At 66.8% G+C, this 25,954-nt stretch carries 30 protein-coding genes; 4 read left to right on the top strand and 26 right to left on the bottom strand.

The genetic code is table 11. The features are described 5' to 3' along the window. Nucleotides 1-15 precede the first annotated feature (15 nt). The 5 genes from GM1_RS09925 to rpsB all read right to left on the bottom strand — a co-directional run bounded on the left by GM1_RS09925 (nt 16) and on the right by rpsB (nt 4,074). A complete protein-coding gene (locus tag GM1_RS09925) occupies nt 16-849 on the bottom strand; it encodes a phosphatidate cytidylyltransferase (protein ID WP_008378430.1) in 834 nt (277 codons plus the stop codon). Next, nucleotides 846-1,403 carry a ribosome recycling factor gene (gene frr / locus GM1_RS09920; RefSeq protein ID WP_008378429.1) on the bottom strand — a complete coding sequence of 186 codons (558 nt, stop codon included), beginning with the start codon at nt 1,401-1,403 and terminating at the stop codon, nt 846-848. Before frr ends, GM1_RS09925 begins: the two co-directional genes overlap by 4 nt. A 51-nt stretch (nt 1,404-1,454) precedes the next feature. Further along, a complete protein-coding gene (pyrH, locus tag GM1_RS09915) occupies nt 1,455-2,195 on the bottom strand; it encodes a UMP kinase (protein ID WP_008378428.1) in 741 nt (246 codons plus the stop codon). A gap of 121 nt (nt 2,196-2,316) precedes the next feature. Next, nucleotides 2,317-3,141, bottom strand: coding sequence for a translation elongation factor Ts (gene tsf, locus GM1_RS09910; RefSeq protein ID WP_008378427.1), 825 nt, complete (start codon nt 3,139-3,141; stop codon nt 2,317-2,319). Nucleotides 3,142-3,234: 93 nt separating this feature from the next. Beyond that, on the bottom strand, nt 3,235-4,074 hold the full coding sequence (gene rpsB / locus GM1_RS09905) for a 30S ribosomal protein S2 (protein WP_008378425.1): 840 nt from the start codon (nt 4,072-4,074) through the stop codon (nt 3,235-3,237). A gap of 287 nt (nt 4,075-4,361) precedes the next feature. Here rpsB and GM1_RS09900 point away from each other — a divergent pair, with 287 nt between their 5' ends. Beyond that, on the top strand, nt 4,362-4,916 hold the full coding sequence (locus tag GM1_RS09900; RefSeq protein ID WP_052005367.1) for a M23 family metallopeptidase: 555 nt from the start codon (nt 4,362-4,364) through the stop codon (nt 4,914-4,916). Here the strand turns inward: GM1_RS09900 and GM1_RS09895 are convergent. From GM1_RS09895 to GM1_RS09880, 4 genes are all read right to left on the bottom strand, one after another. After that, the gene (locus GM1_RS09895; RefSeq protein WP_008378421.1) at nt 4,864-5,748 is read right to left on the bottom strand and encodes a tyrosine recombinase XerC; all 885 of its coding nucleotides are present in this window, start codon (nt 5,746-5,748) and stop codon (nt 4,864-4,866) included. The genes GM1_RS09900 and GM1_RS09895 overlap by 53 nt on opposite strands. A 5-nt stretch (nt 5,749-5,753) precedes the next feature. Next, on the bottom strand, nt 5,754-6,314 hold the full coding sequence (locus GM1_RS09890) for a TetR/AcrR family transcriptional regulator (RefSeq protein WP_008378418.1): 561 nt from the start codon (nt 6,312-6,314) through the stop codon (nt 5,754-5,756). A 28-nt stretch (nt 6,315-6,342) separates the two neighbouring features. After that, nucleotides 6,343-7,545: an MFS transporter gene (locus GM1_RS09885; protein ID WP_008378416.1), complete on the bottom strand. Its 1,203-nt coding sequence runs from the start codon at nt 7,543-7,545 to the stop codon at nt 6,343-6,345. Nucleotides 7,546-7,622: 77 nt separating this feature from the next. Continuing rightward, nucleotides 7,623-8,408: a siderophore-interacting protein gene (locus tag GM1_RS09880; protein ID WP_008378415.1), complete on the bottom strand. Its 786-nt coding sequence runs from the start codon at nt 8,406-8,408 to the stop codon at nt 7,623-7,625. Between the two features lie 102 nt (nt 8,409-8,510). Between GM1_RS09880 and GM1_RS09875 the strand changes: the two genes are divergently transcribed. Both GM1_RS09875 and GM1_RS09870 read left to right on the top strand, forming a co-directional pair. Further along, a complete protein-coding gene (locus GM1_RS09875) occupies nt 8,511-9,188 on the top strand; it encodes a DUF6891 domain-containing protein (protein ID WP_008378412.1) in 678 nt (225 codons plus the stop codon). Between the two features lie 6 nt (nt 9,189-9,194). Further along, complete coding sequence (locus GM1_RS09870) at nt 9,195-9,755, top strand: hypothetical protein (RefSeq protein WP_008378410.1); 561 nt, start codon at nt 9,195-9,197, stop codon at nt 9,753-9,755. A 15-nt stretch (nt 9,756-9,770) separates the two neighbouring features. Here GM1_RS09870 and dprA read toward each other — a convergent pair whose 3' ends face one another. The 13 genes from dprA to rpsP form a co-directional block, all read right to left on the bottom strand. Further along, the gene (gene dprA, locus GM1_RS09865; RefSeq protein ID WP_008378407.1) at nt 9,771-10,904 is read right to left on the bottom strand and encodes a DNA-processing protein DprA; all 1,134 of its coding nucleotides are present in this window, start codon (nt 10,902-10,904) and stop codon (nt 9,771-9,773) included. Beyond that, on the bottom strand, nt 10,901-12,430 hold the full coding sequence (locus GM1_RS09860) for a YifB family Mg chelatase-like AAA ATPase (RefSeq protein ID WP_008378406.1): 1,530 nt from the start codon (nt 12,428-12,430) through the stop codon (nt 10,901-10,903). The genes dprA and GM1_RS09860 overlap by 4 nt, the downstream gene beginning before the upstream one ends. Beyond that, nucleotides 12,427-12,822, bottom strand: a complete 396-nt coding sequence (locus GM1_RS09855) for a YraN family protein (protein ID WP_008378405.1) — start codon at nt 12,820-12,822, stop codon at nt 12,427-12,429. The genes GM1_RS09860 and GM1_RS09855 overlap by 4 nt, the downstream gene beginning before the upstream one ends. Before the next feature lie 115 nt (nt 12,823-12,937). Further along, nucleotides 12,938-13,249 carry a DUF2469 domain-containing protein gene (locus GM1_RS09850; RefSeq protein WP_040519813.1) on the bottom strand — a complete coding sequence of 104 codons (312 nt, stop codon included), beginning with the start codon at nt 13,247-13,249 and terminating at the stop codon, nt 12,938-12,940. Beyond that, nucleotides 13,249-13,908, bottom strand: a complete 660-nt coding sequence (locus GM1_RS09845) for a ribonuclease HII (protein WP_008378403.1) — start codon at nt 13,906-13,908, stop codon at nt 13,249-13,251. The genes GM1_RS09850 and GM1_RS09845 overlap by 1 nt, the downstream gene beginning before the upstream one ends. Beyond that, a complete protein-coding gene (gene lepB, locus GM1_RS09840) occupies nt 13,908-14,732 on the bottom strand; it encodes a signal peptidase I (protein WP_008378402.1) in 825 nt (274 codons plus the stop codon). Before lepB ends, GM1_RS09845 begins: the two co-directional genes overlap by 1 nt. A 152-nt stretch (nt 14,733-14,884) precedes the next feature. Continuing rightward, nucleotides 14,885-15,472 (bottom strand): hypothetical protein, encoded by a 588-nt coding sequence (locus GM1_RS21565; protein WP_052005366.1) that lies wholly within the window; start codon nt 15,470-15,472, stop codon nt 14,885-14,887. A gap of 151 nt (nt 15,473-15,623) precedes the next feature. Further along, nucleotides 15,624-15,965 (bottom strand): 50S ribosomal protein L19, encoded by a 342-nt coding sequence (rplS, locus tag GM1_RS09830; RefSeq protein WP_008378400.1) that lies wholly within the window; start codon nt 15,963-15,965, stop codon nt 15,624-15,626. A gap of 198 nt (nt 15,966-16,163) precedes the next feature. Beyond that, nucleotides 16,164-17,315, bottom strand: a complete 1,152-nt coding sequence (locus GM1_RS09825; protein ID WP_157435925.1) for a hypothetical protein — start codon at nt 17,313-17,315, stop codon at nt 16,164-16,166. Between the two features lie 69 nt (nt 17,316-17,384). Beyond that, a complete protein-coding gene (gene trmD / locus GM1_RS09820; protein WP_008378399.1) occupies nt 17,385-18,071 on the bottom strand; it encodes a tRNA (guanosine(37)-N1)-methyltransferase TrmD in 687 nt (228 codons plus the stop codon). Between the two features lie 13 nt (nt 18,072-18,084). Next, nucleotides 18,085-18,621: a ribosome maturation factor RimM gene (rimM, locus tag GM1_RS09815; protein WP_008378398.1), complete on the bottom strand. Its 537-nt coding sequence runs from the start codon at nt 18,619-18,621 to the stop codon at nt 18,085-18,087. A 13-nt stretch (nt 18,622-18,634) separates the two neighbouring features. Beyond that, on the bottom strand, nt 18,635-18,877 hold the full coding sequence (locus GM1_RS09810; protein WP_008378397.1) for an RNA-binding protein: 243 nt from the start codon (nt 18,875-18,877) through the stop codon (nt 18,635-18,637). Further along, a complete protein-coding gene (rpsP, locus tag GM1_RS09805; protein WP_008378396.1) occupies nt 18,874-19,326 on the bottom strand; it encodes a 30S ribosomal protein S16 in 453 nt (150 codons plus the stop codon). Before rpsP ends, GM1_RS09810 begins: the two co-directional genes overlap by 4 nt. A 245-nt stretch (nt 19,327-19,571) precedes the next feature. Here rpsP and GM1_RS09800 point away from each other — a divergent pair, with 245 nt between their 5' ends. Then, the gene (locus tag GM1_RS09800) at nt 19,572-20,234 is read left to right on the top strand and encodes a hypothetical protein (RefSeq protein WP_008378395.1); all 663 of its coding nucleotides are present in this window, start codon (nt 19,572-19,574) and stop codon (nt 20,232-20,234) included. A gap of 158 nt (nt 20,235-20,392) precedes the next feature. Here GM1_RS09800 and GM1_RS09795 read toward each other — a convergent pair whose 3' ends face one another. The 4 genes from GM1_RS09795 to GM1_RS09780 form a co-directional block, all read right to left on the bottom strand. Continuing rightward, entirely contained in the window at nt 20,393-21,472 is a 1,080-nt protein-coding gene (locus GM1_RS09795; protein ID WP_008378394.1) for an amidohydrolase family protein, read from the bottom strand. 13 nt (nt 21,473-21,485) lie between these two features. After that, on the bottom strand, nt 21,486-23,060 hold the full coding sequence (ffh, locus tag GM1_RS09790) for a signal recognition particle protein (RefSeq protein WP_008378393.1): 1,575 nt from the start codon (nt 23,058-23,060) through the stop codon (nt 21,486-21,488). A 148-nt stretch (nt 23,061-23,208) separates the two neighbouring features. After that, complete coding sequence (locus GM1_RS09785; RefSeq protein ID WP_075051949.1) at nt 23,209-25,596, bottom strand: [protein-PII] uridylyltransferase; 2,388 nt, start codon at nt 25,594-25,596, stop codon at nt 23,209-23,211. Then, nucleotides 25,571-25,909, bottom strand: a complete 339-nt coding sequence (locus GM1_RS09780) for a P-II family nitrogen regulator (RefSeq protein WP_008378391.1) — start codon at nt 25,907-25,909, stop codon at nt 25,571-25,573. The genes GM1_RS09785 and GM1_RS09780 overlap by 26 nt, the downstream gene beginning before the upstream one ends. Between the last annotated feature and the right edge of the window lie 45 nt (nt 25,910-25,954).

Raw genomic sequence — 25,954 nt, 5'->3', positions numbered from 1 at the left:
GTCCTGATTCTGACGCTACATCAGCAGTGTGAGCACCGCCCACGTAACGAACGCGGAGGACAGAAGTGAATCGAGTCGATCCATGATGCCGCCGTGACCGGGCAGCAGGGTGCCCATGTCCTTGATGCCGAGGTCTCGCTTGACCTGGGATTCGACGAGGTCACCGGTGGTCGCGACGATCACCATCAACGGACCGAGTGCGAGGCCGACCCACCAGTGCGTGTCGAGCAGCCACAGTGCGCAACAGACTGCACCTGCGGTGGCGAACACCATCGAACCGCCGAGTCCCTCCCACGACTTCTTCGGGCTGATCGCGGGCGCCATCGGATGCTTGCCGAGAAGCACTCCGGCGGCGTAACCGCCAACGTCAGAGCAGACCACGACGATGATCAGTGTGAACACCCGGTTCGCGCCGTGATCCTGCTGGATCATCGCCGTCGCGAACGTCGCGAGCATCGGCAGCCAGGCGAGGACGAGCACCGACAGCGACAGGTCGCGCAGATAGTTCTGCGGTGCGGCCGTGAGCCCTTGAGCGAAGAGCTTCCAGACCATCATCACCAACACGGTGATGACAAAGGCGACGAACGCGCCCTCGATGCCCCACGGCCACGTCGCCCAGATCACGCCCTGCCCGCCGACGAGCAGCGGGATCAGGGCGATGTCATAACCGCCGTCTCGGAGGCGTTTGCCCACCTCCCAGGTGGCGATCGCCAAGGCGACGCCGACGACGCCGTAGAAGGCCAGCGGGACGAGCGCCAGGACCGCGATCAGCATCGCGCCGAGACCGACGCCGACTCCGATTGCGGCTGGCAGGTTGCGTCCGGCCTTGGACGTCGTCGGTGTTGTCATACTTCGAGCAGCTCGGCTTCCTTGTTCTTGACGAGGACGTCGACCGAATCGGTGTACGTGTGCGTCGTCTTGTCGAGCTCCTTCTCGGCACGGACCACTTCGTCCTCGCCGGCTTCGCCGTCCTTCTGGATGCGCTTGAGCTCGTCCGCGGCCTTACGGCGCACGTTGCGGATGGCGACCTTGGCGTCCTCGCCCTTGTTGCGAGCCTGCTTCACGAGATCCTTGCGGCGTTCCTCGGTGAGCTGCGGGATCGCGACGCGGATGACGTTGCCGTCGTTGGTCGGGTTCACGCCGAGATCCGAGTTGCGGATCGCGGTCTCGATGTCGTTCATCGTCGACGCCTCGTACGGCTTGATGACGACGAGCCGGGGCTCCGGCGTGTTGATGCTCGCCACCTGCGTGATCGGTGTGCGGGCGCCGTAGTACTCGATGGCGACCTTGTTGAACATCGCGGGGTTGGCGCGGCCGGTGCGGATGGAGGCCATGTCGTCACGCACGTGGGCGACGGCCTTCTCCATCTTCTCTTCGGCGTCGAGCAGAGCTTCGTCGATCATTGTCGAATCGTTCCTTCGTTGTGTCTTGCGACAGTGGTGGTCTGTGGTCGGCTAGCTGCTGACCAGCGTGCCGATCTTCTCGCCCGCGACCGCACGTGCGATATTGCCTCGTTCGAGCAGGTTGAACACGAGAATCGGCATGTTGTTGTCCATGCAGAGGCTGAAAGCGGTCGCGTCGGCCACCTTGAGCTCTTTCTCGATGGCCTCACGATGGGTGATGTGGTCGTACATCGTCGCGTCGGGATTGGTGCGAGGATCATCCGAGTAGACGCCGTCCACCGCTTTCGCCATCAGGACCGCTTCGGCCTTGATCTCGAGGGCGCGCTGCGCGGCCGTCGTGTCGGTGGAGAAGTACGGCATGCCCATGCCCGCACCGAAGATCACAACGCGACCCTTCTCCAGGTGGCGGACTGCACGCAACGGCAGGTACGGCTCAGCGACCTGCCCCATCGTGATGGCTGTCTGGACACGGGTGGTGACGCCGCGCTTCTCCAGGAAGTCCTGCAGTGCAAGGCAGTTCATCACGGTGCCGAGCATGCCCATGTAATCCGACCTGGACCGGTCCAGGCCACGCTGCTGCAGTTCCGCACCGCGGAAGAAGTTGCCGCCACCGATCACGATGCCCACCTGGACACCCGATTCGACGACCTCGGCGATCTGGTCGGCGATCATGGCGACCACGTCGGGATCGAGGCCCACTCCGCCGCCGCCGCCGAACATCTCGCCGCCCAGCTTCAGCAGCACCCGGCTGAAACCCTCGCGTCCGTCTTCGTTGACACCGGCGTCGCTCATCTTTTCCTTCGCTGAAGAAGTGGACACAATCTTCTCTATCTTAGGGCACGCAAGAACCCGGCCCCGGGCCCGCTGAGATTCAGCGGATCCGGGGCCGGATCGTCAAACGTGGGTCAGTCGACTAGGACTGGCCGACCTCGAAGCGCGAGAACGCGACGACAGCCGCACCGGCCTCGTCGAGGACGGCCTTGACCGTCTTCTTCGAGTCGGTGACCGATGCCTGGTCCACGAGGACGACGTCCTTGTAGTAACCGTTGACGCGGCCTTCGACGATCTTCGGCAGCGCCTGCTCCGGCTTGCCTTCGGCCTTGGCGGTCTCCTCGGCGACGTGGCGCTCCTGCGCGACGATCTCCGCGGGAACCTCGTCGCGGCTGGCGTACTTGGCCTTCAGCGCGGCAACCTGCATGGCTGCACCACGGGCAGCTTCGGCTGCGGCGTCGCCCTCACCGGTGAACTGGACGAGGACGCCGACGCTCGGCGGCAGGTCCGACGCACGCTTGTGCAGGTAAACGGCAACCTGGCCGTCGTATGCGGCGACACGGCGGAGGACCAGCTTCTCGCCGATCTTGGCCGAGAGAGCCTCGACGGCTTCAGCGACGGTGCCCGAACCGAGCGGTGCGGCGAGCAGCGCGTCGACGTCGTTGGTGCGCAGTTCTGCAGCGGCGCCGAGGACGTCGTCGGCCAGCTTCTGGAACTCGTCGTTCTTGGCGACGAAGTCGGTCTCGCTGTTGATCTCGATCATGACGCCGTCACGAGCGGCGACCAGGCCCTCGGCCGTCGAGCGCTCAGCGCGCTTGCCGACGTCCTTGGCGCCCTTGATGCGGAGCTCTTCGACAGCCTTGTCGAAGTCACCGTCGTTGTTGGCAAGAGCGTTCTTGCAGTCGAGCATGCCCGAACCGGTCAGTTCGCGCAGACGCTTCACGTCCGCAGCGGTGTAGTTCGCCATTGAGGCGAGCCCCTTTCGTAAAGTTTTGTGTCGGTGTGAGGCGAGTGGCCCCGCCGCGGACTCATGTCCGTGGCGGGTCACTGCGCCACAGACTTATTCTGCAGCCGGAGCGGCGGCAGCGTCGGCCGAAGCCTCCGCGGGCGCAGCGGCCTCAGCCGGTGCGGTCGCCTCGGCGAGCAGATCCTGCTCCCACTCGGCGAGCGGCTCTGCGCCTGCCTCGGGCTTGGCGTCTGCCGCACCCTGGCCTGCACGTGCCTGCACACCCTCGGCCACGGCCGAAGCGATGACGCGCGTGAGGAGAGCAGCGCTGCGGATCGCATCGTCGTTGGCCGGGATCGGGTAATCGACGACGTCGGGATCGCAGTTGGTGTCCAGGATCGCGATGACCGGGATGTTCAGCTTGCGAGCCTCACCGACGGCGATGTGCTCCTTGTTGGTGTCGACGACCCACATGGCCGAGGGAACCTTGGCCATGTCGCGGATGCCGCCGAGGGTACGAGCGAGCTTGTTCTTCTCACGCGTGAGCATGAGGATTTCCTTCTTGGTGCGACCTTCGAAGCCACCGGTCTGCTCCATGGCCTCGAGCTCCTTCATACGCTGAAGGCGCTTGTGCACGGTCTGGAAGTTGGTGAGCATGCCACCGAGCCAGCGCTGGTTCACGTACGGCATGCCGACGCGCGTCGCCTCTGCGGCGATCGACTCCTGCGCCTGCTTCTTGGTGCCGACGAAGAGGATGGTGCCGCCGTGGGCGACGGTCTCCTTGACGAACTCGTAGGCGCGGTCGATGAACGACAGCGTCTGCTGCAGGTCGATGATGTAGATACCGTTGCGGTCGGTGAAGATGAAACGCTTCATCTTCGGGTTCCAGCGACGGGTCTGATGTCCGAAGTGTGCGCCGCTGTCAAGCAGCTGCTTCATGGTCACGACAGCCATGAATGGGTCCTCTCTCGCAGTTTGACGTCGGGCCCACGTTTTGGGTCCGACCCTGGCGCCCGCCGCCGTCAGAGCACCCGGACTTCTCTGTAGTCCGGGACCGCGCTCTGCGGCACTTCTTCATTCCCCTTGCGGAGACGTCACGCGGGCGCGCGAAGTCACCCGGGCATACCCGAGTGCGTCGGCCAGACTACTCTGATCCGCTTCGACCAGGCAAATCCCGGCCTATCGACGCTCACTGCGGCGCGTTGTGGAACCTGCCTCCGGCGCGGCGCGTCTGACCTTGTATGAGAGGACGCCGAGTCGTTGCCGGTCTGACCGCCGCTGTCGTGGTCGGCGCAACAGTGGCCGGGCCGGTCGGCTCCCGCGGGCAGTCGCAGTACGACTGGCCGTTGGCGCCGCGCCCGCCGGTGACTCGGGGGTTCGACCCACCCGAACAGCACTGGGAGTCCGGCCACCGCGGAGTGGACCTCGCCTCAACGGCGGATTCGGCGGTGCTGGCGGCGCGGGCCGGAACAGTCCAGTTCGCGGGCCCGGTCGGAGGCAGGCCGGTGATCTCGATCCTGCACGCCGACGGCGTCACCACCACCTATGAGCCCGTCACACCGCGGGTGCGGCGGGGCGACCCAGTGGGTCGCGGAGAGGTGATCGGTGTTCTTCTCGCGGGCCATCCCGACTGTTCCGCGCCGGCATGCCTGCATTGGGGTGCTCGGCGCGGCGTCGGCCACGACGCCGACTATCTGAATCCCCTCGGACTGCTGGGCGTGCTCCGTGTGCGGCTGAAACCGCTCACGCCCGCGGATGCGCCTGATCGTGCACCGCGCGGAGCCGCTCGACGCTGACGTGGGTGTACAGCTGAGTGGTCGCGAGCGACGAGTGCCCGAGCAGTTCCTGGACCACGCGGAGGTCCGCTCCCCCCTCCAACAAGTGGGTGGCGGCACTGTGGCGCAGTCCGTGCGGTCCGATCGAGCCGCCGTCGCCGTCGTCCGTCGCCTTGTGGACAACGCTGCGCGCCATCCGCTGGTCCAGCCGTCCGCCCTTCACTCCGAGCAGCAGTGCGTTGTTCGACGCCGTCGTCGCCAGCGCCGGACGTCCAGTCCTCAGCCACGCACGGAGGGCCTTCTCCGCGGGCGCGCCGTACGGCACGGTGCGCTGTTTGTCGCCCTTGCCGATCACGCGGAGCACCCTGCGGTCGGCGTCTACGTCGGCGAGGTCGAGTCCGCAGAGCTCTCCGACGCGGATACCGCTCGAGTAGAGAAGCTCCACGATCAGCCGATCGCGCAGCGCGACCGGGTCGGTCGGATCGGGATCGACGCCGACGGCCGCAGCCGCCTCCTCCGGTGCGAGGACGTGCGGGAGAATCCGATGCGCCTTCGGCGCCTGGAGTCGTTGGGCCGGATTCGACGCGAGCACACCTTCGCGGACGGCCCAGGCGCAGAAGGTCTTCGCCGACGACACCTGCCGGGCGATGCTCGACCGGGCCGCGCCTCGTCGGGTGTGTTCGGCGAGCCAGGCGCGCAACAGCGGCAGGTCGAGGTCGGCCACTTCCACTCCGCGGGCGCCCGCGAAGGTGATCAGGCCACGGATGTCGCCGACATACGCGCGAATCGTGTGCTCGCTGCGCGCCATCTCGTAGCGCAGATGACCTGCGAACTTCCCGAGGACATCGGCCATGGTTCTCAGTATCGCAGGAATGCGGACGCCGACGCCGATATCGTGTCGGCGTCGCCGCGCCAGTCGTGAGCGAGTACTCGGTACACCACTGGCCCGACGAGCTCGGCGGTCACCTGGCCGTCGACCGTGCGGTGGAACTCTCCACGGTCGCGCAGTCTGGTCAGCACCGCCGCCGCCGCGTCACCGAGAACGTCGACGGAGCGAAGCAGTTCGGCGACGGTCTTGTCGTGCTGAGCCTCGCCCAAGAGCGCTCGATACGCGAGGCCCGCGTCCGATGTGGTGAGAAACGTGACGAGCGCGGTCAAGAACACGACGACGTCGTCATGCGGCGTCGCCTGAGGCTCTGTCCGGAGTTCACGCTCGGCGTCCGAGCGGCTCGCCTCCAGGAGGATCTCCGCCTTCGACTGCCACCATCGATAGATCGTCTGGCGGCCGACGCCGGCACGCTCCGCGATGCCTTTCATGGTCAGCTTCGCGTAGCCGCCCTCGACGAGAAGATCGTCGGCGGCGTGCAGAACCGCCAGGCGCGCCTCTTCGCTTCGAGGGCGCCCGGCGGTTCTGGTCATAATCGCCACCGTAGCAGCAGCACTCAGGTCAGCCGACTGCCTCGAACACCGGCGATGACCGCTTGACGCTCACCGCTTCGACGAGCCCGACGACGGCCGAGACGAGTGCGACGACACAAGCGAACACGAGTCCGGACGTCTGGAGTCCAACGCCGGCCGACAGCGCACCGACACCGATCGCGGGGACTGCGAGCATCAGGTAGAGGCCTGCGAAGTATGAGGACGAGACCTCACCGCGGCGAGCGGGTTCAACTGCTTCGACTGTGGTGGCGAGGCCTGCGTTGACGCACAGTCCGCCGGAGACTCCGGACACGACTGCCGCGAGGATCAGTGCAGTGAGCGAGACGGCGCCCAACGCGACACCGAGAATCGCCGCACCGACGGCCAGTCCCCCACATCCGACTGCCATCGCCGGCCGCGGAGCGAACCTGCGCGCGGCGATCTGCCCCACGGCCATGCCTGCGAAGACGAGGCAGACGACGAACCCGGCGAGTGCATGGCTCGACAGTCCGATGTGCTGGGCGAGGAAGAGCGCCGAGACTGCGGTCAGTACGCCTGCGACGGCGAAGGCAGATCCACCTGCAAGCACCGCGCGGACGAACGCACCGCGGATCGACGACGGGACGCGCAGTTTTCGGGGCCGGATGCGCAATGGACCTGCGTCGACCGGTGCCGGCGCGAATCGCCAGACGGCGCAGAACGCGAGGATCGAGAAGCCGAGGTGAACGGCGAACGGAACAACCAGCGGCGCCGACGAGAGGTCGGCTGCAATTCCGGCGATCAGGGTGCCCGCTGCGAGGCCACCCGTGTTCACTCCGACGGCGAGCGCACCTCCGACGGCTCGACGTTCCGCCGGGAAGAGATCGACGATCGCCGCGGTGGCGGCGCCGCTCATCAGGCCGGCGCTGAGTCCGGAGACGATTCGCGCCGCGAACAGCATCGGCAACGACTGCGGGAGAAGAAACAGAACTGCACTGACACCGGCGCACGCGAGCGCGGCCAACAGCACCGGTTTGCGACCGATTTCGTCGGACAGCCGCCCGAACGCGGTGAGAGCGGCCACGACGCCGATCGCGTAGACCGCGAACAAGAGCGTCACCGTGAGACCGGTGAAACCCAGCCGACCGGCGTAGATCGAGTAGAGCGGGGTGGGGACGGTGGTGCCCGCCATGGTGACGAGCAGTGCGGACGCCGTCGCGACGACGGCTCCGCGGGATTGTGAGGTAATCATGCCAACTCCAATATCGAGACAATGTGACTCGATATTGAAGCTAGCATCATTTCAAGACAACGTGTTCCGAAATGTGATCAGTTAGACGCTTCGGCCTGACGCTGCTCAGCCTTCCACTGGCGGAAGCCCTCCTCGGTGCGACCGCGTCGCCAGTAGCCGGAGATCGAGGCCGCACGCTTTGCGCTGACGCCTCGCTCTTTCCGCACGTACGGGCGCAGGTTCTTCATCACGGCCTGAGCTTCGCCGTGAATGAACACCTGAGGCTCGCCGTCGAGCCACTCGGCAGCCTTGACCGCGGCGATGATCGGGGCGTTGTCGCCTGCAAGCTCTTCCGGCGCCTCGTTCGACCCCGAACCGCGGTGCACCCAGGTGATGTCGGCGCCTGCGGGCGCAATGAGCTCCATCTCGTCTCCCGGCCCAGCCACCTCGATGAACACCTTCGCCACAGCGTCGGACGGGAGCGCTTCGAGTGCCGCGGCGAGTGCGGGCAGCCCTGCCTCGTCGGACACCAGCAGGTGCCACGGCGCTTCGGCGTCCGGTGCATATCCGCTGCCAGGACCGAGGAACGTAACCGTCTCCCCCGGTTGCGCGGACGCCGCCCACGGTCCGGCGATGCCCTCGTCGCCGTGAACCACGAAGTCGATGGCGATCTCTCGCGTCTGCTCGTTGTTGTGACGGACGGTGTACGTGCGGAGCACCGGGTCGTCCTGACCGTCGACGGCGAACATGATCTTGACGTACATGTCCGTGTCGCCGGTGGCCAAGAAGTCGTCGTAGCCGTCGCCGCCGAGCCACACGCGGCGCATGTGCGGGGTCAGATCCTCCGACCGCAGGACCGTCATCGTGTTCTGTCGCTTCGCCATGAAGCACCTCCGAATATCAATGAGAACTAATTTAGGACAGCCTAACAAACAGATCTGGCAGCCGGCCGACGGTCGTCGGCCGCCTCGTGTAGAACGAGGTCTATGAGCGTCGACTTCTACAGTGCCCCGCCAACGTACTCCGTGCCAGCCGACTGGAAGCTGTCCGACGAAGACCGTGAGTACCTCACGGATCAGACCTGGCAGTTGGTCCTCCGCGGCACCGACGACGTCGAGGAGTACCTCGAACTCTTCGAAGAAGAGTTGGACACCGCGGGCGTATCGGAGGAGACGGCCACCGACTTCTTCGAATCGGTGATCGACCAGCGTCGCAAGCAGCAGGCGTCGTGGGGCGACGTCCCGAAATCCCGCCTCACCGAGGCCTTCGCCGAACTCGCGACCATCGGAGTCGTCGCCCGCGAGGACTTCACGTGCTGTGGAACATGTGGCAGCTCCGAGATCTTCGACGAACGCGACGACTCCCGCGAGTGGCGTGGCTACGTCTTCTATCACTCGCAGGACACCGACGGCATCTTCGACAGCAGGCAGACGTACCTCGGCTACGGCGCGTTCCTGCCCGCGTACTTCACCGAGGAGCAGTGGGTCGCGTTCTCCGACGCCCAGAAGGACGCCGAGTACGAACGGATCGTTCGGGACCTCATGGCCGAGGTCCGCACCGTGCTCGAGCGCCACGACATCGCGGTGGAATGGTCCGGCGACCTCGCTGTCCGGATCCGGCTCGACAACGTCGACTACGTCGCGATGATGCCGGCCGCGAGCTGAGCCGGCGTGGGCCGACGTCTACAAGCAGCGACCGTCCTACTGCTGGCGGTCGGCGCCGGAGCATGCTCCGCTGACGACTCACCAGGCGCAGTCACCGTCGAGCTGCGGTCGGCCCGCGACAGCTACCCGGCAGGGACCGCTCCGACGTTGACGTTGGCCGTCCACAACAATTCCGACGCGGCGTGCGCGGTCCCCAAACACGGGATCGGCAGTCTGCGAGTGGTGTCCGTCCATCGTGACGGGGTCGACGTGCCGAGCACGTCCCGAGCGATTCTGACAATTGTCCCCGCAGTGGACGCCGTCCGTGCGGCGCTCGGCGACCTCGCCCCTGAGGAGTCGCAGGCGCTCGACGTCGAAGTGGGCGGTGGCACAGGCTCCCCCGCTGCGATTCGTAGTCACACTGTCGCGGCGTCCGGCGGTATGACGGCAACCATCTGGCCGGTCACCGAGCGCGGCCGCTACCGCGTGACCGCCGCCCTGGAGATTCCGCCGCGCGCTGCACGCCCCGACCGAGCACCGCTCTGTGCACCGGCGGACTCGGCGTCGGTCGAGTTCACCGTCGAGTGAACAAAAGCGATCCGGTCACCTCCGCAGCCGCCAGAGGCCGCGGTCCTCGTCTACCAGACCAGCGACGTCCAGGCCGGCGAGCGCACGACGCACCGCGTCGACCTGCAGTCCTGAACTGAAGGCGATCTCGTCGATCGAGACGCCGTCGTGTGCGGGGATCGCGTCAATCACTCGGAACTGATCTCGCGGCAGGCCGTCGGTTGATCGCGTCGGGGCGGGCCCACGAGGGTCCTCACCGTCGGGTGTCACCAGCGTGGCGACCGCGTCGACGTCCGCCACGAGCGTCGCTTGGCCGTCGGCGATCATGGCGTGCGTCCCGACCGACGTCGCGCTGGTGATCGACCCGGGCACCGCGCCGAGCGGACGGCCCAACCGGGTCGCCCACGCCGCGGTGTTCGTCGCACCCGAACGCCGCCCCGCCTCCACCACGACTGTCGCGCCGGACAGCGCGGCGACCAGCCGATTCCGTGTCAGGAATCGATGCTTGGCCGCGGTGGTTCCGGGCGGGTACTCCGAGACGACGAGGCCCCGCGCTCCGATCTCCTCCAGCAGTCGAGCGTGTCCGCTCGGATACGTCCGGTCGATCCCGCAGGCGAGAACAGCTGCTGTGACGCCGCCTGCGGCGAGTGAACCTCGGTGTGCCGCTCCGTCGATGCCGTACGCGCCGCCGGACACGACCGCTCTCCCCTGGGCCGCCAGCCCGGACGCGAACTGCCCGGCGACGTATTCGCCGTACGACGTCGCGGCGCGGGATCCGACCAGAGCCACCGCCGTGTCGCCCAGCACGTCCAGTGGCGCCCGGCCACGAACCCACAGGGCGAGCGGCGCGCCGCCGCGCGCAGCGGTCGACGCTCGATCGAGCGCAGACAGCGACCAGGCCGGCCACTCGGCGTCGTCCGGTGTGAGCAACCGTGCCCCCATCTTGTCGCAAGCCGCCAGGTCGTCGTCGACCGTGGTGATCATGTGTCGCGCCTCCGTCACCTCGATCACGCCGGCGTGCCCGGGTGGGACCGAGCGCTCTCGGATCGCGGCCGCCGCGTCGACCGGTCCGATCGCTGCGACCAGCCGGATGACGGACGCCGCCGGCGGTTCGGCGACACTCGCGAGATACGCCCAGGCGCGCCGTTCGGAATCATCGTGTGTGGTCATCTGCCGTTCCCCCGGTCGCGGTACATGAGTGCTTGAGCGACGTCGTCCGCTTCCGGGGACGTCCCTCCACGAAGATCAGTCAGCGTCCACGCCAACCGCAATGCGCGATCCGCACCGCGTGCGGTGATCCGACCCTCACGCAGAAACGCCTCGATCGGGCGCATCGTGTCAGGCGGCAACCGGTACTCCCGCCGCAGTGCACTGCCCGGCACTTCGGCGTTGGTGAGCCATCCGTGATCGCGCCACCGATCCCTGGCGGCAGCGCGGGCTGTCGCCACTCGTGCACTCACCAGTGCACTCGACTCTCCCTGCTCGGTCATCAGCGCGGTATTGCCCGGCGGTTCCATCTGGACCCGGATGTCGATCCGATCCATCAGCGGACCGGACAGTTTGCCCAGGTAACGTCGGCGCACGATGGACGTGCACACGCAGTCGACGTCGTTCACGGGAGCACACGGACACGGGTTGGCCGCGAGGATCAGTTGGAAACGCGCGGGGTAGACCGCCGTCCCGTCGCGCCGCGCGACGCGCACGATGCCCTCTTCCAACGGTTGCCGCAGCGAGTCGAGCACCTTGGTGCCCATCTCCGCGCACTCGTCCAGAAACAGCACTCCCCGGTGCGCCCGAGACACCGCACCCGGCCGGGCCATCCCGGTGCCGCCGCCGAGCAGTGACGTGATGCTCGCACTGTGATGCGGTGCCACGAACGGTGGCACCACGACAAGCGGCCGATGCGCGGGCAGGATCCCTGCGACCGAGTGAATCGCGGTGACCTCCAACGATTCCGCGTGATCGAGCTCGGGAAGAATCCCCGGCAGCCTGCATGCGAGCATCGTCTTCCCGATACCCGGCGGCCCGGTCATCAAGATGTGATGAGCGCCTGCCGCCGCCACCTCGAGCGCATGCCGAGCGGCCGGCTGGCCGACGACGTCCGTCATGTCGGGGACGGCGGGAGCCGCTGACGGGCCGGGCCCGTCCGCCACGGTGTCGAGCACGAGGTTTCCGGCCATCCAGGCGACCACGTCGGACAGCGAGTACGCCCCGCCGATCTCGATTCCTTCGACGAGAGTCGCCTCGGCGACGTTGTCGATCGGCACGACTGCCCTGGTGAATCCGGCGTCCCGCGCACCGAGCAGCAACGGCAACACGCCGCGCGTCGAGCGCAGACGCCCGTCCAACGCCAGTTCGCCGATCATCACCGTGCCCGGCAGCAGCGTCGTCGGCGCCTGTCCCGTGGCGACGAGCACAGCGACGGCCATGGCTAGATCGAACCCGGCGCCCGACTTCGGGAGGTTGGCCGGTGCGAGCGCGACCGTCAGTCGCTTCTCCGGAAACTTGAGATCACTGTTGTTGACGGCGGCCCGAACGCGCTCCTTCGCCTCCCGCAGCGACGTGTCGGTGCTGCCGCTGATGTAGAAGCCCGGAAGTCCACTGCTGATGTTGGCCTGGACCTCCACCACGTCGGCCGCGAACGCGTTCAACCCGACCGAGTGGACTCGGCCGAGGTCGGTCGCGACGCCGGTCATTCGACGATTCCCCGGTGATGGGCGATCGTCGCGCGTTCCAGATCCTCGGGATCGCCGATGTCCAATCGAATCGAGACTATGTCGAACCGGATCACCGGCCAGAACTCGGACTGCTCCGCCAACCATTGTCGAGTGACGAGCCGCATCGTCCGGAGCTTCTGCGGTGTCACCGCGGCCACCGGATCGACGAACGTCCGACTCGCCCTCGTCTTGACTTCGACGATGATCAGCGTGCGACCGTCCGCCGCGATGAGATCGAGTTCGCCGTAGCGTGTCCGCCAGTTGCGAGCCAGCACCTGCCACCCGAGCCCGCTGATGTACTCGGCGGCCACGTCTTCGCCCAGTCGACCTATTTGTCCACGCCGGTCCCGGCGCCCTGCGTTCTCCCCCATGCGCAGAGAATGGCCCCGCCCGCCGACAACGACCAGCGGGTTTCGGTCGAACCGAAGGATTTGTGGACAGCCGGGTCGGTGTCCACAGATTCACCTGCGCAGATGCACGCTCAGATCACGGCTCGTCGGGAAGACGAAGCTCCGACCGTTCGAGTTCTTCGATGTTCACGTCCTTGAACGTGACGACGCGGACCTGCTTGACGAAGCGCGCCGGGCGGTACATGTCCCACACCCAGGCATCGGTCATGTGGATCTCGAAGTACACTTCGCCGTCGTTGCTCCGCGGAATGAGATCAACGCCGTTCGCAAGGTAGAAACGACGCTCGGTCTCCACCACGTAGGTGAACTGGCCGACGATGTCCTTGTACTCCTTGTACAGAGACAGCTCCATCTCGGCTTCGTACTTCTCGAGGTCCTCCGTGCTCATCATGCAAGCCTATCGCGGACGTTCCGGTACGAGAGCCGGTGCTCCGCGGAGGGGCCGAGGGCATCGAGTCGCGACATGTGGTGGGCGGTGCTGTAGCCCTTGTGAACCGCGAAATCGTAGCCGGGCACGCTCGCGTCGAGGTCCGTCATGATCCGATCGCGAGTGACCTTGGCTAGGATCGACGCCGCCGCGATGCATGCCGCGTTCGCGTCCCCGCCGATCACCGGAAGGGACGGCATCGGCAGCCCCGGCACACCGAATCCGTCGGAGAGGACGTATCCAGGCCGCACGTCGAGTCCGGCGACCGCACGCCGCATCCCTTCGATGTTCGCGACGTGCACGCCGATACGGTCGACTTCAGGTGCATCGACGATCACGACGCAGCTCGCCACCGCGTGACGTCGGACGGCGTCGAACAGTCGGTCACGCGTGGACTCGCTGAGTCGTTTGGAGTCGTCGAGATCGGCGAGTGACTTGAGCTGCGCCGGTCCGAGGACACAGGCGGCCACGACGAGCGGCCCCGCACAGGCCCCGCGGCCGGCCTCGTCGACACCCGCGACCGGACCGAGCCGGTGACGCGCCAGGGTGAACTCCAGAGTGCGCAGCGACGCCGCCTTGCGGACCGGCGAACGAGGCGGCCAACGATCCGTTCGAGACATCAGCCCTGCGGGTTCACCGAGCCGACTCCGCCGAAGCGCGAGAACGGGTACAGGATGAACCGCACCTTGCCCCGGATGTCCGAGACCGGGATGGTGCCCTGCAGTTCGTCATCCACGTGAGCACGCGAATCCGCCGAGCTGGACCGGTTGTCGCCCATCACCCACACGTTGCCGTCCGGCACCTTGACAGGACCGAAATCCGAGCCGTAGCAGCTTCCGCCGCCGAGGGCCCCGTCGGTCTCGGTGTTGGTGTTCACCTGCATGCTCTTGTCGATGTACGGCTCGTCGAGCGGCTTGCCGTTCACGGTCACGCCCTTGCCGTCCGCGTTGGTGCACTGCACAGTCTGCCCGCCGACCGCGATCACACGCTTGACCAGGTTGTTCTCATCGGGCGGCGAGAGGGAGAACCACGACAGGACGTCCTGGATCTTGTGAACGACGGGGTTGGACGACCGGGGCGACACCCACGTACCGTCCCACGAGCTGGTCGGCGCCTTGAACACGACGACGTCACCGGGCTCGGGGTCGCTGAACCGGTACACCATCTTGTCGACGACGATCCGGTCGTTGCTGCAGCCCGTGCACCCCATCAGAGTCGGCTCCATCGATTCCGACGGCACCACGTACTGCCGGAAGAAGAACTGGGTGAACACGAACATCAGACCGAGAACGATGGCGACGATGATCGCGATCTCGCGGAGAAACCTCCCCGACTTCTTCGGCTCGTCGTCCTCCGACTCGTCTTTGATGACGAACTTCGGTTCGTCTGCAGCATCAGCGTCGACGGGACTGGTCTCGTCGCCGTTCGTCTTGTCGTCGTCCACCCCGACAGCCTAATGCAGAGCGTCTTGTTGATCAGCCCGCGGTCGGCCGCGGTTTGTCGGGTCGTCTCGTCGCCCCATCGACGAAGCGGGGGAACCGCCGAGCCATTTCGACGCAGAAAGACCGGGCCGTCGAAGCGCTACCCGGTCCACCATCAGCCGGGCATCAGGGCGTTCATGAGTCCACTGACGAGTGATGGCCCCATCAATTGCGCCCCAGTTCCGAACGCCCCCGCAAGTAGGTAGCCCAAAGCGCACTCTTCGGCCATCGGCGGCGGCGCGTCAACCACCACTCGGCTCCCGATCCGCACTTCCTTCGACCACTCGGCGGTGACAACTCCCTCGACCTCGCGAAACATGCCGAGCTCGTTGCCACCTCGATACGTGGCTCCGCGGACGAGGCGATGCTCCTGCGAAGTCGCCGCAGTGAAGAGCCAGATACTTCCCGGGCGTTCAACGACAACTCTGTACGACCTCCGCGACCAACTTCCCTGTGAAGGCACAATCGACCACCTAGTGCCATCCACTGCCAACGAAAGCCTGTCCGTCCGCCGCGTGCCGATCGGGACATCGGACCTCGTGCGAGGTCCCCGGAGAGAGAGTGTCGCCGTCGGAACTGACTGACCTTCGACCATCACAACGCCGCCCGAACTGTCGATGAATGTCCGCACGGCACCGAATACGGCGTCGTCGATCTCTACTTCCTTCACTGAACCGGATTCGTCGGCCGGATGCAGGCTCATGAGGTCGACCGTACATCGACCTTCCGACACTGAAGCAATGAAGGCCTCGCGACAAAAGACGAGTGAGACCCCGCACCGGCCGGTACGGGGTCTCACTCGCTATCCGCAGATCATTCGATCCACGGCGATGAAGTCAGCGGTCAGCGAAGTTTCAGCGCTTTTCCTTGATCTTGGCCTTCTTGCCGCGCAGGTCGCGGAGGTAGTACAGCTTGGCGCGACGGACGTCACCACGGCTGAGGACGTCGATCTTCGCGATGTTCGGGCTGTGAACCGGGAAAGTACGCTCCACACCGACACCGAACGACACCTTGCGGACGGTGAAGGTCTCACCGATGCCGCCGCCCTGACGACGGATCACGGCGCCCTTGAACACCTGGATGCGCTCCTTCGAGCCCTCGATGACCTTGACGTGAACGTCGAGGGTGTCGCCGGGGCCGAATTCGGGGATGTCGTCGCGCAGCGACTGCTTGTCGAGGAAGTCGAGGGTGTTCATTGTGGAGTCCATTCGTTCAGCAGGACAGAGGAACCTGGTGGCCCGCTCCGCAGCGAGTGCGAAAGGATCGACCGGTTCGTGCCCGAATCATTGGTCTTCGTGCGCTGCGCATCCGAGAGATCCTCGGCGTCGACAGGCAACCTGACACATTCTGCCAGATGACGACCGTTGAACGAAATCGACCCACGGTCACGACAGTCAGGGGTCGTCCGTCGAATCGGGCTCGTCGTCGACCGGTGGCGGCATGGGCGGTGCAAGGACGGCAGGCGTGACCAACCGCTGGTCCCCCAAGAGGAGTTCCCCCTCCGACGTCGACCGTAGATAGTCCGCAGGTTTCCGAGTCTGCTCGTCACGCGACCGAGTCGCTCCCGGCCCCATCGGCTGGGCCCCGCCGGGGGCGGGACGCGCCTGATTGCCTGCCGCCGGTCCCGGCTGAGTCGGAGGCGTCGCCGCAAGGGGCGGAACGACCCGTGTCACTGGCGAACCAGGCGACGAGACCGTTCCCGCCGGAACAGCCGGCGTCGAGGGGAGCGAGACTCTCAACGGCACAGAAGTGCCCAGAGTGACTGCAGATGGTCGCAGCGTCGATGTGACGCCGGGCGCGACACCGGCCGGGGACGCAGGCCCCGGACCGTCCCGAGGGCCCCCACGGGTGACGGTGGGATCAGGCGGCGCAGTTCCCGGTGGCACAGCCGGAGCGCGAGTCGGTGTCGGCGCCGCGTTCGGGGTCGCCTCTCGCGGCGAACTCGCGGGCGCCGGACCACCGCGCGGACCGCCCCCGTCCGCCACGACGCCGACAGGGCCGGGAGGGTACGACGGATCGGGCCCGGCGGGCCGGAGCGCAACCGGCTGATCACCCGCCGCGGCACTCGGCATTCCGAGTGTCGCAGTGGCGCTTGTCGCCGTCTCCGGCGCACCCGCCGGCATGATCTCCATACCCCGCGACACCGTCATGGGCTCGTTGTAGGTCCCGACCATCAGCGAGTTGACGGCGCCGACGACGGATCCCCGCAGACCCGGGATGCTCATGATCGGGGCCATCGCCGCGATCCTCCCCCGTACCCCTTCACTCGCCGCCAACACACCTGAGACATCGGAGAGGACTGAAGCCGCAGGTTCGAGCTCGGCGGCCGAGGTGCTGATCCGTGCGGCCAGCGATTGCCCGGCGTCGGAGGCGCCGTCCGTGGCTACGCCCAAGAGACCCGCCGCCGGCGCGAAGGCAGCACGTAGACCCACCGCGACGCTTTCGACTGCCGCCACGATCCTGGCGAGTTCGGCGGCGTCAGCGGCCGCCGAAGCGGAGCTCATCGTGTCGATGCGCGCGAGGGTCGTCGCGATGTCGGTCCACACAGTTCCCACACAAGGTCAGACGCACCACGCCGACGTTCGGTTCCGCGACACACCGATCGATGGGGAGAGTCAGCCTTCGTCGGGAAGGAGATCTGGCCGTCGACGTCTCGTGCGCTCCATCGACTGCTCGCGTCGCCACGCGGCGACCTTGCCGTGATCACCGGACAGCAGAACCGGCGGGACCTCGAGGTCACGCCACACTTTGGGACGGGTGTAGCTGGGCCCTTCGAGCAGCCCGTCGGAGAAGGAGTCCTCCTGATGCGACTGCGGATTTCCGAGGACTCCCGGCATCAGGCGAGTGGTCGCCTCGACCATCGCGAGGACGGCGACCTCGCCGCCGATCAGGACGAAGTCGCCGAGCGACACCTCTTCGACGCGGACACGGCGTTCCGCGTCGTCGAACACCCGCTGGTCGATGCCCTCGTATCGGCCGCACGCGAACACCAGATGCGTCTCTGCGCTCCACCGGTGCGCTGTCGCTTGAGTGAACGGCACACCTGCTGGTGTCGGCACCACGAGAAGTGCGTCGTCGGGGCACACAGCGTCGAGCGCCTCGCCCCAGACCTGCGGTTTCATGACCATGCCAGGCCCACCGCCGTACGGCGCGTCGTCGACGCTGTGGTGGACGTCGTACGTCCATCGCCGGAGGTCATGGACACCGAACTCGAGTAGTCCCGCGTCGACGGCTTTGCCGAGCAGAGCGGCCTTCAGCGGTTCGAGGTACTCGGGGAAGATGGTGACGACATCGATTCTCATGGTCGACTCGCCGTCAATCCCTCTCCGACACCGCGGTGTCGAGGTCGATCAGGCCTTCCGGCGGATCGATCTCGATGCGCTCGCGCGTGACGGTCGGGACCATCTGGCGTACGAACGGAACCAGAACCTCACGGCCGTCCTCCGTTCGAATCGCGAGTACGTCGCCTCCCGGCAGGTGCAGGATCGAGGTCAATGTGCCGACCGGATCGCCCGCGACGGTCGAGACGGCGACGCCTTCGAGTTCGTGGTCGTAGAACTCGTCGGGATCGTCTCCTGAGTCGACGTCAGCAGCATCGATCACGAACAGGGTTCCGCGCAGCGCGTCGGCTGCGGTTCGATCGGCGACACCTTTCAGGGATAGCAACAGCCGCCCGGAGTGATTCCGGGCGGCTGTCACCACGTATTCGGTGTCGCCTGCGCCCTTCGGCGCCCGCCCGACCAGGCGTGCGCCTACGGCGAAGCGCGTCTGTGGGTCGTCGGTGCGGACATCGACGACGAGTTCACCGCGAACGCCATGCGTCTTGACGACGCGACCGACGACGAGATCCATGTATGCGGACTCGTCAGCGGTCGGTGTCGACGATGTCGACACGCATGCCGCGGCCGCCGATTCCGGCGACCAGGGTGCGCAGAGCGGTGGCGGTGCGGCCGTTGCGGCCGATCACCTTGCCGAGGTCTTCGGGGCTCACGTGGACCTCGACCATGCGGCCACGACGGCCGGTGATCAGGTCGACGCGAACGTCGTCCGGGTTGGAGACGATCCCGCGGACCAGGTGCTCGACTGCGTCAGCGACGACAGTGCTCACGCGTCGGCCTTGTCCTCGCCTGCGTCAGCAGCTGCAGCCTCGGCCGGCGCCTCGTCGGCCTTCTTGGCCTTCTTCTTGGCGGTGGTGGCGGCAGCGACCGGCTCGTTCTCGGCAGCAGCGAGTGCAGCGTTGAACAGGTCCTGCTTGCTGGGCTTCGGCTCAGCGACCTTGAGGGTGCCCTCGGCGCCCGGCAGGCCCTTGAACTTCTGCCAGTCACCGGTGACCTTCAGGAGTGCTGCGACCGGCTCGGTCGGCTGTGCGCCGACGCTCAGCCAGTGCTGCGCGCGATCGGAGTCGATCTCGATCAGCGACGGCTCTTCCTTCGGGTGGTACTTGCCGATGGTCTCGATGACGCGACCGTTGCGACGGGTGCGAGCGTCAGCGACGACGATGCGGTACTGCGGGTTGCGGATCTTGCCGAGCCGCGTGAGCTTGATCTTGACAGCCATGGTTGGCTCTCCATTCGTCACAGCGCAATTCAGCGACCCACCACGTCGATGGGCCCGGTTTTGCGATCTCTTCTGGGGTGACCGCCGGTCGGCCGTGGCCGGCTCCGGCGAACCAGCTGTCCATTGTGCCAGATCCCGTGTCACGCACCCAAACCGGTGGCCAAGGTGCTTCTCCAGGTACCGTTTCAGACACACATCGACGGCCGACCGGGCTGCCGAACGACCGCCGGAGACTCGCCTCAACCATGCTGCATGCACTGTCGCTCGCGTTCGTCGACTCGGTCAACGTCCTCCTGATCGGCGTGCTCGTGACGCTCGCGATGATGCTCGCGCCAGGCAGCTACCGGCGTATCGTCCCCCTGCTGCTGATCGGCGACTGGCTCGGCGTGTTTGTGCTGTCAGTGTTGGTGATGCTGGTCTTCGACGGCCTGAAACCACTGGTTGACGCCGTGTTGAACTCGCCGACCTTCGGCATTCTGCTGATCCTGACCGGTGTGCTGACCGCATACTTGACGTGGCGTGGCGGCGATTCGTCCGGCCTGATGGAGAAGATCCTCACTCCCCTGCGATCGCCGTCGCCGCTGACTCTGGTGGTCGGTTTCGTCCTCGGCGTGGTGCAGTCGGCTACATCCGCCCCGTTTTACGCGGGTCTCGCGGTGCTGTCTGCCGCAGATTTCCCGACCGGCGAGCGCTACATCGGGGTGTTCCTGTACGCGACGGTGGCGTTGAGTCTGCCGTTCCTCACCGGCCTTGCACTCGTCACCGTCCGCGCACGCCCACACTGGTGGATCGGCCGTGTGTTCGCCTACGGTCGCCGGAACCAGGAGTCCGTGGCCCGCGCCGCCGGCTGGTTTGTGACCGTGCTGCTGATCGTGATCGGCATCGCGCAGATCGTGCAGCAAGCCTAGGGCGTGTCTCCTGATTCGCCGCTCGGGATCGGCGGATCAGGTGTGCGCCCCGCAAGGCGGAGGAGAGAGGGATACCGGTAGGTATCACGACCGACGACAACGCCGCGGGGAGTGCACCTGGCCGTCGAGACCGCGCGAAGCGAATTAGGAGACACGCCCTAGGCGGGTATCTTCTCGCCGCCGCAGACGATGTGGAGCGGACGGCGGAGGGTCGAGAGATCCTCTGCCGGATCGGAGTCGAGCACCAGGAAGTCGGCACGCGCACCGTGGACGATCCCCGGAGCGCCGAGCCAGTCGCGCGGAGCTGTTGATGCGGCGGCGAGAGCCTGGAGAGGGCTGAAACCGATGGTCGTCAGCGCCTCGACCTCGTCGACGATTCGACCGTGCTTGATGGTTCCGCCCGCATCGGTGCCTGCATAGATCCGGACACCGGCCTCGCGAGCCCGAGCGAAGACCTCGTGGCGACCAGCATGCAGGGACAGCATGTTCTGCTTGTACTTGGGGAAACGGTCGGCGCCCGCGGCGATCTCGGGGAAGGTCTCCAGCTGGATCAGCGTCGGAACCAGAGCGATGTCCCGTTCCACCAGTTGATCGATCAAGTCCTCATCCAGGCCGGTGCCGTGCTCGATGGAATCGAAGCCCGCGGCGATGATGTCCGGGAGCGCTTCGGCGCCGAAGACGTGCGCGGTGATGCGTGCGCCGTTGGCGTGCGCGGCCTCGACCGCGGCCACGAGCTGTTCCCGCGACCACAGCGGTGCGAGGTCGCCGACCTCGCGGTCGATCCAGTCGCCGACGAGCTTCACCCAGCCATCGCCCGCCCGCGCCTGTACGGCCACTTCGGCGGCCAGCTGGTCGGGATCGTCCAGCTCCACCCCGTAGTCGCGCAGGTACCGCTTGGGTCGGGCGATGTGTTTGCCCGAGCGAAGGAACCGCGGACCGTGGGCGTCGGCGTCGAGCGGATGGGTGTCCACGGGCGAGCCGACCTCACGAATCAGCATGGTGCCCGCGCGCAGGTCCTGCGCGGCGAGCTCGCGCGCGCGTTCGATGGTGACCCCGAGCCCGGGCGCGATCCCCACGTGGTTGTGAGCGTCTACCAGACCGGGAACGATCCAGCCGCGCGCGACCGCCACGTTGGCGCCCGCGATCGGTTCGGTCGACACGACGCCGTCGTGCATCCAGAACCGAATCGGTTCACCGGTGAACGGATCTGTGCCGTTGAACTCGAGGGGCGCATTCATGGGCTGCGTGAACCTACTTCTTCGGGAACTTCAGGTTGTTGAGATCGAAGCCCTCCAGGCCCGGGGGCAGTTCGTCGAGCCCGGGCGGCATGTTCGACAGATCGAGGCCGGGCGGCATCCCCATGCCCGGGGGCATGCCGGGGAAACCTCCACCGCGCATCGCCTTCGGCGGCGTGGGTCCGCGTCCGCCCTTGCCCTTGCGTCCCTTGGCGCCCTTCTTGCCCTTGCGCTGATTCTTGCGCATGCCGCCGCCCATCATGCGGCCGGACATCTGAGACATCATCTTGCGGGCCGCGAAGAAGCGGTCCACGAGCTGGTTCACGTCGGTGACGGTGACACCCGAACCCTTGGCGATGCGGATGCGGCGCGAGGCGTTGATGATCTTCGGGTTGTCACGCTCGGCGGGCGTCATGCCGCGGATGATCGCCTGAATCTTGTCGAGCTGCTTGTCGTCGACCTGAGACAGTGCGTCTTTCATGTCGCCGGCGCCGGGCAGCATGCCCAGGAGATTGCCGATCGGACCCATCTTCCGGATCATCAGCATCTGCTGGAGGAAGTCGTCGAGGGTGAGTTCACCCTGGCTGATCTTCTCCGCGGTGCGCTGCGCCTCAGCCTCGTCGAAGTGCTGTTCAGCCTGCTCGATGAGCGAGAGGACGTCGCCCATGCCGAGGATTCGGCTGGCCATGCGATCCGGGTGGAAGACGTCGAAGTCTTCGAGCTTCTCACCGGTCGACGCGAACATGATCGGGCGTCCGGTGATCTCACGAACGGAGAGCGCCGCACCGCCTCGGGCGTCGCCGTCGAGTTTGGTGAGGACCACGCCGGTGAAGTCGACGCCTTCGGCGAAGGCCTGCGCCGTGCTGACGGCATCCTGACCGATCATCGAGTCGAGCACGAACAGAACTTCGTCCGGGTTCGTGGCGTCGCGGATGTCGGACGCCTGGCGCATCAGCTCCGCGTCGATGCCGAGACGACCCGCGGTGTCGATGATGACCACGTCGTGCTGTTTGGTCTTGGCTTCCGCGACACCGGCCTGCGCCACCTGCACGGGGTCGCCGGAGCTGACGCCGAGCGTGCCTTCGCCGCCGACGGCGGTGCCGGGATGCGGAGCGAACACCGGCACACCGGCGCGCTCGCCCACGATCTGGAGCTGCTGGACGGCACCGGGACGCTGCAGGTCACAGGCGACGAGCATCGGGGTGTGGCCCTGGCCCGACAGCCATTTGGCCAGCTTGCCCGCGAGCGTCGTCTTACCGGCGCCCTGCAGGCCCGCCAGCATGATGACCGTCGGCGGAGTCTTCGCCAGCTGGACACGGCGGGTCTCCCCGCCGAGGATGGCGACGAGCTCCTCGTTGACGATCTTGACGATCTGCTGCGCGGGATTCAGCGCCGCGGACACCTCGGAGCCCTTGGCGCGCTCCTTCACGTTCGCGATGAACGTGCGGACCACTGGCAGCGAGACGTCGGCCTCGAGAAGTGCCAGACGGATCTCGCGTGCCGTCGCATCGATGTCGGAGTCGGTGAGACGACCCTTGCCGCGCAGGTCCTTCAGGGCGCCTGTCAACCGGTCGGAGAGGGATTCGAACATTCTTCTATCTTTCCATGCCGAGCCGAGCGGCCGCCTCCCGGATCAGATCAGCCACCGCTGCGGCGACCCACAAACGAGGTGTTCAACGACAGACGAGGCATACCTGCATGCTTCGTTTGTCGCTGAACACCTCGTTTGCGGCCCCGACTTACGATCGGCCCCCGCAGACCGCCAGGACCGCGGCGGCGACGCGTTCGCGGGTCGCGGGACTGTCGTCCGGCAGGACGACGCAGAACGTGTCGACCGCGGTGGCGCCCATGGTCGCGACCGTCGCCCAGACGACGTCGACACCACAACGATCGAGTTCCGCGCTCACCCGGGCGAGCAGGCCCTCGTCGTCCTGGGCTCGGAGTTCGAGGAGCTGACGCTCCTTCTCCGGGCTCCGGAGCCACGCGACGCGCGGGGGCGGCGTGATCCGAGCGGTCGGCACAGCAGCAGAGCCGACGCCGACCGCAGGCTTCCGATCCGCGATCCTCTTGGCCAGCGCGTCATGCACATCGAGGCTTCCGGACACTGCGGCGACGAGCCTTTGCCGAAGCAACTGCGCGTCCGGGGCGCTGCCGAACGTCGGCATCACCACAAACGAGTCCACTGCCGCACCGGCATGTGTGCGAACCGACGCCGAATGCGCCTGCAGCCCCGCCAGTGCGAGCACACCCGCCATCGTCGACAGCATTCCCGGCCCGTCGGGCGCGACCATCGTCACGACGGTCATGTTCGGCCCGTCCCCGGGCGCCGTGTGGACGCGGACGCCGCCCTGCTCGGCGAGAGCTCGGACATCGTCGGCGATGGGTTCGGGAGTCGGAACCGGCCGGCCGCCGAGATGATCGACCACCCGCTCCACCAGTCCCCCGATGAGCGACGCCTTCCATTCGTTCCAGACGCCCGGTCCGGTGGCCCGAGAGTCGGCCTCGGCCAGGGCGCCGAGAAGTTCGATGAGCACCCGATCACCTCCGACCTGGTCGGCGACCCATGCGATCGTCGCGGGCTCGGTGACGTCACGGCGCGTCACGACCGAGGGAAGCAGGAGGTGCAGCCGCACCATCTCGACGAGCAGATCCCGGTCGTCTGGCCACAGGCCCATTCGGTCGGCGATCGGGCCGATGAGCTCGGCTCCGACCACGCTGTGGTCCCCGCCGCGTCCCTTGCCGATGTCGTGGAAGAGCGCACCTAGGATCAGGAGGTCCGGACGCGACACGCTCGTTGTCAGGGCTCCGGCGTAGGCGGCGGTCTCCAACAGGTGACGGTCGACGGTCCACGTGTGGATCGCGTCCCGCGGAGGCAGGTCGCGGACGACAGGCCATTCGGGCACGATCCTCTCCCACAGCCCCGTGGCGTCGAGCGCCTCGACCGGTGCGATCAACTCGTGCCCCGATGCGAGCAGTACGAGCAGATCCGACAGATTCTCGCTCGACCACGGCTCGGGAATCGGGGAGGCGAAGTTCGCGAGACGCTCGAGGACGGCGCCGTTCATCGGCAGCTGATTCCGGGCGGACGCACTGGCGACACGCAAGACCAGTCCGGGGTCCGAACTGGGCGTGGCGGTCTTCGCCAGGACCACTTCGCCGTCGTGTTCGACGACTCCCTCGTCGAGCGGCTTGCGGATCGGATTCCGGCGAAAGCGCGACAGCCCACGTCGTCCCACCGCGTTGGTGGCGGTCCGGAAGCCTGTGTCGACGGCATACGAGGTGGTTCTGGCCGCCCGGCTGATTATTCGCGCCAGGTCGAACCTGTCTCCTGCGCCGAGTGCGGCGGCGATGTCGTCGGCGTCCTGCGCTCGCACCTGGTCGCGCGCTCGGCCCGCCACTACGTGCAGTTCGGTTCGAACCGCGAGGAGATCTCCGTACGCGGTCCGCAGCGGCGACTCCGCCCGGCCGGGGTCGAGACGACCGAGTCCGTCGGTGAGATGTGCGAATGCGAGGGCGTCGAGCAGTTGGACGTCGCGCAGTCCTCCCCTACCGTTCTTCAGATCCGGCTCGGCCCGGTGCGCGATCTCACCGGTCCGCTCCCACCGTGCCTTCGCGGCGTCGATCACCTCGGGCAGACGCATTCTCGCCTCGGCGCGCCACAGGTTCCGGACCGAGGAGATCAGCAACGCAGCGAGATCGGAGTCGCCTGCGATGAACCGGGCGTCGAGCAACCCGAGGGCTGCCGTCACATCTTCGCGCGCCACTTTCATGGCCTCGGGAACCGATCGGACACTGTGATCGAGTTTGATCCCGGCGTCCCAGATCGGATACCAGAGCCCGTCCGCGACGTCGGCGAGACGATCTCGGTGCCGGTCGTCGTGGACCAGGATCAGGTCCAGGTCGGAGTATCCGACCATCTCTCGGCGCCCGAGGCTGCCGACGGCGACAACGGCGAAGCCGCTCCCCTCGACGACGCCGAGTTCCGCTGCACGCGCGGCGATCCATTCCTCGGCCCGGTCTGCGAGAGCGTCCCGCAGAGCTTGCCCGTGGAGATCGCCGGCGCGCAGCAGCACTCGACGTGCCGCGGCGAACGACTCCGCACTAGATCGCGTCGGGTCCGCGTTCACCGGTGCGCACCCGGATGATCGACTCGACGGGAGTCACCCACACTTTGCCGTCGCCGATCTTGCCCGTCCGGGCCGCTTCGACGATGGTCTCGGTGACCTGATCGAGCACGTCGTCGTCGACGATGACCTCGACGCGGACCTTCGGCACGAAGTCGACGGCGTACTCGGCGCCGCGGTAGACCTCGGTGTGCCCCTTCTGACGTCCGTAGCCCTGGACTTCACTGACCGTCATGCCGACGATGCCGATCTGTTCCAGTGCGGCCTTCACGTCTTCCAAGGTGAACGGCTTGACGATTGCGGTGACCAGCTTCATGAATAGACCTTTCCCTGAGATTTCGAGCCTACGGCGCAACGTTCC

The sequence above is a fragment of the Gordonia malaquae NBRC 108250 genome (genome assembly GCF_000344135.1).
GTDB classification, from domain to species: domain Bacteria; phylum Actinomycetota; class Actinomycetes; order Mycobacteriales; family Mycobacteriaceae; genus Gordonia; species Gordonia malaquae.
Note: the sequence above shows the minus strand (reverse complement) of the source record. Positions and strands in the feature narration are given on the sequence as shown.